Annotated in this window: 8 protein-coding genes and 1 pseudogene; 1 reads left to right on the forward strand and 8 read right to left on the reverse strand. The window is 62.3% G+C overall.

The annotated features are described in order from the left end of the window. The first annotated feature begins 92 nt into the window (after nt 1-92). A complete protein-coding gene (locus AB4074_RS21205; RefSeq protein ID WP_236813453.1) occupies nt 93-764 on the forward strand; it encodes a FadR/GntR family transcriptional regulator in 672 nt (223 codons plus the stop codon). Here the strand turns inward: AB4074_RS21205 and AB4074_RS21210 are convergent. The 8 genes and pseudogenes from AB4074_RS21210 to AB4074_RS21245 form a co-directional block, all read right to left on the reverse strand. Then, the gene (locus tag AB4074_RS21210; protein WP_441415161.1) at nt 761-1,612 is read right to left on the reverse strand and encodes an amidohydrolase family protein; all 852 of its coding nucleotides are present in this window, start codon (nt 1,610-1,612) and stop codon (nt 761-763) included. The two genes, AB4074_RS21205 and AB4074_RS21210, sit on opposite strands and share 4 nt — an antisense overlap. Then, entirely contained in the window at nt 1,609-2,562 is a 954-nt protein-coding gene (locus AB4074_RS21215; RefSeq protein WP_441415162.1) for an aldo/keto reductase, read from the reverse strand. The genes AB4074_RS21210 and AB4074_RS21215 overlap by 4 nt, the downstream gene beginning before the upstream one ends. Beyond that, nucleotides 2,559-2,873 (reverse strand): L-rhamnose mutarotase, encoded by a 315-nt coding sequence (locus AB4074_RS21220; protein WP_441415163.1) that lies wholly within the window; start codon nt 2,871-2,873, stop codon nt 2,559-2,561. Before AB4074_RS21220 ends, AB4074_RS21215 begins: the two co-directional genes overlap by 4 nt. A 1-nt stretch (nt 2,874) precedes the next feature. Next, nucleotides 2,875-4,158 carry an alpha-L-fucosidase gene (locus AB4074_RS21225; RefSeq protein ID WP_441415164.1) on the reverse strand — a complete coding sequence of 428 codons (1,284 nt, stop codon included), beginning with the start codon at nt 4,156-4,158 and terminating at the stop codon, nt 2,875-2,877. 82 nt (nt 4,159-4,240) lie between these two features. After that, nucleotides 4,241-5,140, reverse strand: a complete 900-nt coding sequence (locus AB4074_RS21230; protein WP_441415165.1) for a carbohydrate ABC transporter permease — start codon at nt 5,138-5,140, stop codon at nt 4,241-4,243. After that, a complete protein-coding gene (locus AB4074_RS21235; protein WP_441415166.1) occupies nt 5,133-6,104 on the reverse strand; it encodes a carbohydrate ABC transporter permease in 972 nt (323 codons plus the stop codon). The genes AB4074_RS21230 and AB4074_RS21235 overlap by 8 nt, the downstream gene beginning before the upstream one ends. 74 nt (nt 6,105-6,178) lie before the next feature. Next, nucleotides 6,179-7,417, reverse strand: coding sequence for an ABC transporter substrate-binding protein (locus tag AB4074_RS21240; RefSeq protein WP_441415167.1), 1,239 nt, complete (start codon nt 7,415-7,417; stop codon nt 6,179-6,181). A 57-nt stretch (nt 7,418-7,474) separates the two neighbouring features. Beyond that, nucleotides 7,475-7,655, reverse strand: a pseudogene (locus tag AB4074_RS21245) (fuconate dehydratase); the annotation flags it as partial.

Consider the following 7,655-nt stretch of genomic DNA (forward strand, 5'->3'; position numbering starts at 1 on the left):
CGCATTTGTTGTCGTTTTGGGGGCTCATAACGACAACAAATGCGAGTCAGTTGGGTGCCAGACATCGGATCATTCGCCGTTAGGATGTAGCCATGGCTGTCACAGATGAAGCGATCAGCAAGATCAAGGACATGCTGATCCGCGGGGAACTCAAGGCCGGGGACCGCCTCCCGCCAGAGAAAGAACTGAGCGAGCGGCTCGGCCTCTCGCGAAGCTCTCTGCGCGAAGCCGTCAAGGCCCTCGAACTCATCCGTGTCCTGGACGTGCGGCGTGGGGACGGCACTTACGTCACGAGCCTTGACGCCAAGTTGCTCAACGAGGCAGTAGCGTTCGTCGTTGATCTTCATCAGGACCGTTCCATCTTGGAACTCTTTGAGGTCCGACGAATCCTGGAGCCCGCCACCGCGTTCATCGCAACAGGCAAGATGACCCCGACGGCGCTCACGGCCTTGCGCGCCACGATGGACGGGATCGACGAGAATACCGACGTCGAAGAACTCGTCGCACACGACCTCGAATTCCACGGCATCATCACCCAAGCCGCCGGAAACGACTACCTCGCCGGCCTGCTCGAGGCCCTCTCCAGCAGCACCGTCCGGGCCCGCATTTGGCGCGGCTTGACCCAGGAAAAGGCTGTGGCTCACACCCTTGCCGAGCACAAGGCCATCGCGGACGCCTTGGAACGCGGCGACGCCGAGCTGGTCCGGGCGCTTGTTACAGTCCACATCAGCGGCGTCGAAAGCTGGCTACGCCAGGCGCTCTAGCGCGCGCCGATGCTTCGCTGATGAAGCCCGTACGTCCGCACCGCGGTTCCCTCAAGAAACTCCGCCCGCTCACCCGAAGTGAGCTCCTCGGCGAGTTCCAGCAGCACTTCCAGGGTTCGTCCATACGGAGCACCCAAGGTGCTGACGGGCCAATCGCTACCGAACATGAGCCGTCCAGGACCAAAGGCATCCAGCGCCTCGTCCCAGAGCGGACGCAAGGCCTCCGCCGTGTACGGGACGCCCGGCAAGTGCAGGCCGGATACCTTGGCCACAGTGTTGGGGAGTTCGGCCAAAGCCCGGAAATCCGCGCGCCACAAGTCCATCGCCGCTGCATCGGCCAATGGTGGCTTCCCGAGATGGTCCAGCACGACCGTCAGCTCAGGCAACTCCCGGGCCAGCTGAACCGTACGCCCGAGCTGTCTCGGAAAGGCGTCCGGTACGTCGAACGCCAATCCGTGGCTGGCGAGCATGCGCAAGGAATAGCGGACTGTAGGCAACTCGAGGAAGTCGTCCCTGGGGTCGTTATGGACCAAGTGCCGGACGCCCCGGAACGCGGGGTTCCCCAGGAACCGATCCAGCTCCTGCTCCGCTTCGGCGGGCTTTTCGAGGGGAATCCACCCCACGACGCCGAGTACCCAAGGGGTGCGTTCAGCGACAGCGAGCATGGACTCGGTATCCGCGACGGTGTCGTCAGCCTGGACGAGCATTGCTCCCTCGACGCTCGCCGCGTCCAGGGTTTCCCGGGCCTCGGCTTCGCCGTAGCTGCGGAAGAGTCCGCCGTGCTGCGGGCCAAGCCACGCATAAGCCTCTGGCGCAAGCTCCCACAGATGCAGGTGGGAATCAATCACCCCGCCACACCTGCCAAAGCCGCCCACAGACCTTCGGGCAGATCCTCATTCATCCGCGCTGCGTTGGTGGACACTTGCTCCGGGCTGCTCGCCCCCACCGTCACGTTCACTACGGAAGGATGCCGCAAGCTGAAGTGGAGTGCCGCCGTCGGGAGTTCCACTCCGAAGTCGCGGCACACGCCGGCGAGCGCCCGTGCGCGCTCCACCAGCGCCCGCGGGGCACGCGCATAGTTGTAGCGCGCGTCCTCGGCGACCTCGGGTCGCGCCAGCAGGCCGGAGTTGAACACGCCCACGTTCACGACGCCGGTGCCGCGAGCTACGCAGCGGTCCAGGAGCGGAACACCGGGCTGCTCAAGCAAGGTATACCTGCCGGCAAGCATCACCAGGTCCAGATCCGCGGCTTCGACGCATTCAAGTGCGGCTTCCGCCGAGTTCGTCCCGACGCCGATCGCCTTCACCATGCCGTCCGCACGCAGCTTTTCCAGTGCAGGCAAGGCTTCGCCGATCCCCTTGGTGAGGTCATGGACATCCGGATCATGCAGGTAGGCGATATCCACGTGGTCCAGGCCGAGGCGTTCGAGTGATTCCTCGATGCTTCGGCGGATGCCTGCTTCGGAAAAGTCCCACTGGCGTTTACTCGTTGCCGGGACATCGAAACCTTCGGCGTCCTTCGCGCTGGCTCCGGCCGCATTCGGTACCAGCAACCGGCCCACCTTGGTGGACACGGTGAACTCAGTCCGGGGTTTCTCCCTAAGCACGGCACCAAGCCTGCGCTCGGACAGTCCCAAGCCGTAATGCGGGGCGGTGTCGAAGTAGCGGACCCCGGCATCCCAGGCCGCGTTGACAGTGGAGGCTGCTTGGGCGTCCGGCATGGCACGGTACAAATTGCCGATGCCGGCGGCGCCGAACCCGAGCTTGCCCAGCTGGCCATCCCATCGCGCCCCGCTCATGCCAGCTCCCATACCAACGGGATGCCCGAGTCATTGCCCGAATAGTCGTCCTGAACGTCCAGCAACTCCGCCATGCGGGCTTGCCACGGGACATTGGCCGGATGGTCCGCGAGCGCCTGGCGCATGGCTTGGTAGTCCGTCACCTCAACGAGGTGGAAGAGGTCCTGGCCGCTGCGCCAAATCCGCCAATTGCCCACGCCGGCCTCCTTCAGGGCGGCGACAAGTTCGGCGGGGATCCCCGCATGGGCATCCGCGTAGTCCTGTTCGGCACCCGGTTTGAGCCGGGTGTGCAGGGCGATGGTTTCCGGCACGCTACACCCCGGGCTTCAGGAAGAGTTCGACGACGGGCACGGCCACGTCCGGTCGCTGGACGGGCAGCTTCAGTGTCAGGGTACCTGCCGGCTGTCCTCCTGGGGTGGTGTTGATTGCCTCGCGGTCCGGTGAGATCTCGAGCATCGCGACTTCGGAGGCATCGTTGAGCAGCTGGGCGTATTCCACCTTGCCGGCGAGATCAGGGAGGTGGACGTATTCGAACGGCCACGCAAACAAGTGCACGTAAAGGCGGTCCCCGCGGCGCGTGTACCGGGCGTCTGCGGGCGGGGTCCAGATGGCAGGTCCTGCTCCGTAGATGGCCCGGGAGTGCAGCTTCATCCAGTCGCCGATGCCCCGGAGGGACTCCACGGCCCTCGGATCGAAATTCCCGCGGCCTGTGGGGCCGACGTTGAGGAGCAGGTTGCCATCCTTGGACACCCCGTCAACGAGCATCCGCACCAGCAGATCCACGGACTTGTAGTCCAGGTTGTCCCGGTCATAGCCCCAGCTGCCGTTCAGGGTCTGGCATGCCTCCCAAGGCACCTCGACGCCGTCCACCACCATGGGACCGGACGGTTGGTACTGCTCGGGCGTGGCGAAATCGCCGGGAATGTCCAGGCGGTCGTTGACGATGATGCCCGGCTGAAGTTCCCGGACCATCTTCAAGAGTTCCACGGAACCCCACGCCTCGCGGCCCTTGCCGCCCCAGATGTGCTTGTGGTCCTCGCTGGTGTAGGAGAAGTCGAAGAAGAGGTAGTCGATCTGGCCGTAGTTGCTCAGCAGCTCGCGCACCTGGCCATGGAGGTATTCGCGGTAGCGCGCCAAGTCGCGGCCCTCGTTGAGTTTTTCGGCGTCGGGGTTGTCCCGTTCGGGGTGGAACCCGTCGATGGTGAAATCCGGGTGGTGCCAGTCAATGAGTGAATGGTAGAAGCCTACCTTCAGGCCGAACTCCCGCAGCGCCTCGACGTATTGGGCCACCAGGTCTTGGCCGGATGGCGTCTTGCTGGATTTGTAGTCGGTCAGTGCCGAATCCCAGAGGCAGAAGCCCTCATGGTGCTTGGTGGTCAGCACCACGTACTTCATGCCGGCATCCTTCGCGGCACGGGCCCATCCCCGCGGATCGTAGAGATCCGGGTTGAAATGCTGGAAGTACTTCTCATATTCCTCGGCAGGAATGCGTTCGCGGTTCATGACCCACTCATGCCGTGCCGGCAGGGCATACAAGCCCCAGTGTACGAACATGCCGAACCGGGACTCCGTGAACCAAGGTGCTTGGGCGATCATTGCTGGTTACTCCTTCAGAGTTGTTCTGACGTTGTTGTGTCTTTGGGTTGTTAAACGTGGTGCGGTCTAGGGGGTGACGCAGCTAGCGTCCGCCAAAGCCGCTCGTGACGATGCCTTTGACGAGGTGTTTCTGCAGGAGGATCAGCAGCAAAAGGGTGGGAGCCATCGAAATCACCGAGGCGGCCATGACGAGGTGCCACTGATTACCCTGCTGGCCGAAGAACATCTGCAGCCCGAGCGGAATGGTACCGAGGTTGTTGACGTCATTGATCACTACCAGCGGCCACAGGAACGAGTTCCAATAGCTGATGAAACTGAAGACCGCCAGCACAGCCATGGTGGGCCTGGCCAGCGGAAGCATGACCAATAGGAACGTCCTGAGGGTTCCTGCGCCGTCCACCCTGGCCGCGTCGTCGAGTTCTTGGGGTACGCCAAGGAAGAACTGCCGGAGCAGGAATGCGCCGAATGCCGTGAACGCCCAGGGCACAATGAGTGCCTGGAAAGTGTTCACCCAGCCCACCTTCTGCATCATGACGAACATCGGGACGATCAAGACTTCTTGGGGAATCATCAGGGTTGCGAGGAACACCATGAACACCAGGTTCCGTCCCCGCCAGCGCTGCCGGGAGAAGGCGTACCCGGAGAATGCCGAAACCACCAGGGTGAGTGCCGTTCCAGCGGCCGAGACCAACAGACCGTTGCCCATGAAGCGCAGGAACGGCATGTAGTTCAGGGCCTCCTGGTAGTTCTGCCACCGGAATTCCGATCCGAACAGTTTCGGCGGAACGCTGAAGATCTCAGCAGGGGGTTTGAACGATGTGGCAAACATGTAGATCAGCGGGGACAAGAAGAGGAGCGCGATCAGGCAAAGGATCACGTAGCCGATGGCGGGCCGGATCCTTGCGGTCCATCGCCTTCCAGGCACTCCGGAGCCACGGGGACGGGCGGTGAGCGGGCGTATCCGGCTGGTTGTCTCAAGCATCGTAGTGGACCCACTTCTTTTGTCCGAGGAACTGGACTGCTGTCACTCCCAGGATGATGACGAACAGGATCCAAGCGGCCGCGGATGCCAGGCCGAGCTGGTGGAACTGGAAACCCTGGTTGTAGATGTACAGGACGATCGTCGAGGTGGCCGAGCCGGGTCCTCCCTTGGTGAGGATGAACGGCTGGGCGAAGACCTGGAAGGAGGTAATGAGGGTCATCATCGTGCCAAAGAAGATGGACGGCGAAATGAGCTTGAGCTTGATCCGCCAGAAGATGGTCCAGGCGTTGGCGCCGTCGATCGCCGCCGCCTCGGTGAGGTTCTCAGGGACGGCGTCCAATGCGGCCGAGAAGACCAGCATGTTGTAGCCGAACCCTTGCCATACGCTCATGACGACAATGGCCATCATTGCCCAGTGTTCGTCTCCGAGGAAGTTTGGCGCTGAAACTCCCATGGTGCTTTGGAGGGTGCCGTCGATGAATCCACCGGGTTGGTACAGCATCCTCCAGACGACGACGTTGGCCACCACAGGGGTGATCGAAGGAATGAAGAAGATGACCCGGAAGATGTGGCGGCCCTTGATGCGCGGAGTCAACCACGCGGCAAGGCCCAGGGAAACAACCAGGTTCAGGGGCACATAGAGGACCACGAACAGCACCGTGTTCGCGACAACCTGCCCGAAGATGGGATCGCTGAACAGCCGCTCGTAATTACCCAAGCCGAGGAAACTCGGTGTTCCCAGGAGTGGCCAGCGGAAGAGGCTGATGGCTAGGGAAACAACAATCGGCAACAGAGTGAAGATGGCGAGGCCGAGGCCATGCGGCAGGGCAAAGGCCGGTCCCCACATTGTCCTCCGGCCTAGCTGGGCATCCGGCCCGGCCTTCGCCTTCCTTTTCGCCCGCCCACTTGAGATGGTTGCCTCGACTTCAGCAAGCGGCGCCTTGGTTGGCTTGAGTAGTGTCATTTCTCATTCCTTTTGCGAAGAGTGCATGCCTGCCCGGCCGTTGCACAGGGACTGCCGGGCAGGCACCACACTGATCATCGGGGCAGCTGGGCCGCAATGTCCTTCATGACATCGGTTGCGCTTTGCTGTCCGTTGATGGATTTGACGAGGTACTGGTTGAAAAGCTGACCCAACTGGTCGCTGTTGGTGTTGCTTGGCATGGGCACGGCCGTCGCTTCGGCGCTCTTAAGGGTCTCCGCGACTCCCGGAATGCCCGCGTTGTCGATCCACTTCGTCTGCTGGGCGGTGCGTGCGGCCAGTGCGCGCCCGGCTGCCGCCAGATTCCCCAGGACCTTGTCGCCGGTCATTTCCTTGAGGGCGGCAAAGGCCTTGTCCGGAGTAGCGCATTGCTTGGAGATGCCCCAGCCGGAGCCGGCGCTGAAGGTCTTCCCGCCGCCAGGGCCCGCGGGAAGGGTGGTGACGCCTACTTTGAACTTGGCTTTGCCCTTGACGTCCAGCAGGGACCACGGGCCGTCAATATTCATTGCGGTGTTGCCGGCCAGGAATTCATTGGCGCTGAACGCCGGGTCGCCACCGGGCAGCTGCGGGGAGACCTTCTCCTTGTTTGTCAGGTCCGAAACCCATTGGAGTCCCTTGGCAAACGTCGGATTGCTCGCGTCCATGGTGCCGTCTTCCTGGAGGACCCGTCCGCCGTTGTAGGCGAGGACTTGCGATTCAACGAAGAGATCGGCCGTGTTGGGTGCGATGGCGTGCTTTCCGTTGGTCGACAGCTTCTTCGCGGCGGCCACGAACTCATCGGCCGTCCAGCCTGCTTTCGGGACGGGCACACCTGCGGCGTCGAACATGTCCTTGTTGTAGAACATCATCACCGGGCCCACGTCATACGGCAGGGCGTACAGATTGTTGTCAGCGCTGAGCCCCTTGATCATGGAGGGGTCGAAGGCGCTCAAATCCACGTTGTTCTTTTTGACGAGGTCGTCCAGCGGAAGCATGCCATCCTTGAGCTGCGCTGTCCGCAGGCTCTGGACCGCCACGAGGCACGGGGCCGTATTCGAGCTGAGCTGGGTGCTCATCTTGGTGAAGTAGTCCTGGAAAGTAGACCCCTGCAGGGTGATCTTCACATCGCCCAGGGTGTTGCTGACGTCATCGGCAACTTTCTCCCAGTTCTTCTGGTCTTCCGTACCGCCGACCCACATGGCCCAGGTCATGGCGGTCTTGCCGTCTGCGGTACTGCCGGACGAGTTGCCCCCGCAGCCTGTGAGTCCAATAAGGCCAAGTGCCAAGGCACCTGCCACCAACGCTTCTTTGCGCATATCTTTCACCACGTGCTTTCAGTAGGAAACTGTGCTTTCGAGGAATTTCGATGAAGGTTATTGCTGAGGAGTCAACGGATTGGACCCGGCGGCCCACATCGGGCCGTCGGGAAAGCTGTAGTCGGCCAGTGTTCCGCCGACCATTTCGCCGCCGGCACCGGGCGCCGAAGGCGGCCAGTAGCAGCCGTCGTGGACATCCACCGGAGTGACGAAGTGCTCATGCAGATGGTCGACGAAC

Source organism: Arthrobacter sp. 2MCAF14, assembly GCF_052115645.1.
GTDB lineage: Bacteria > Actinomycetota > Actinomycetes > Actinomycetales > Micrococcaceae > Arthrobacter.

Bases quoted from the DNA above. Each gene is read 5' to 3' on its own strand.
- AB4074_RS21235 (WP_441415166.1), bottom strand. From the start codon at position 6,104: ATGACACTACTCAAGCCAACCAAGGCGCCGCTTGCTGAAGTCGAGGCA.
- AB4074_RS21225 (WP_441415164.1), bottom strand. From the start codon at position 4,158: ATGATCGCCCAAGCACCTTGGTTCACGGAGTCCCGGTTCGGCATGTTC.
- AB4074_RS21205 (WP_236813453.1), top strand. From the start codon at position 93: ATGGCTGTCACAGATGAAGCGATCAGCAAGATCAAGGACATGCTGATC.
- AB4074_RS21215 (WP_441415162.1), bottom strand. From the start codon at position 2,562: ATGAGCGGGGCGCGATGGGATGGCCAGCTGGGCAAGCTCGGGTTCGGC.
- AB4074_RS21230 (WP_441415165.1), bottom strand. From the start codon at position 5,140: ATGCTTGAGACAACCAGCCGGATACGCCCGCTCACCGCCCGTCCCCGT.
- AB4074_RS21240 (WP_441415167.1), bottom strand. From the start codon at position 7,417: ATGCGCAAAGAAGCGTTGGTGGCAGGTGCCTTGGCACTTGGCCTTATT.